Source organism: Alkalihalophilus lindianensis (assembly GCF_032843265.1).
GTDB lineage: Bacteria > Bacillota > Bacilli > Bacillales > Bacillaceae_D > Alkalihalophilus > Alkalihalophilus lindianensis.
Genome location: NZ_JAWJBA010000437.1, coordinates 1 through 266, shown reverse-complemented (window position 1 = coordinate 266; position 266 = coordinate 1). Strand labels below are relative to the sequence as shown.

Annotated in this window: 1 pseudogene; it reads left to right on the top strand. The window is 36.8% G+C overall.

Annotated features, from left to right (window positions below):
* Positions 1 to 45 precede the first annotated feature (45 nt).
* Positions 46 to 266: pseudogene (locus RYX56_RS22935) on the top strand (PH domain-containing protein); the annotation flags it as partial.

Here is a 266-nt window from a genome sequence, read left to right as displayed (position 1 = left end):
CAGATGAATTAAGAGACAGAATCGCTAGACTTGCGGCGGTGGCTTATGATGAGTGAATTTAAACGGCTTCATCCAGCGAGTATCATTTTGATGTTCTTACAAGGGTTAAAGGGCATTATTTTACCAGTCATTATTACGTTATTCTTTAGCAGCTCACAAGGAGAGTCTTTTATACGGTTTGAATATATCTGGCTTGTTTTCATTGTCATTTTATTCATATCGAGCATCCTCTCTTATATCAGCTTTAAATATAAGCTTGAAGGTGG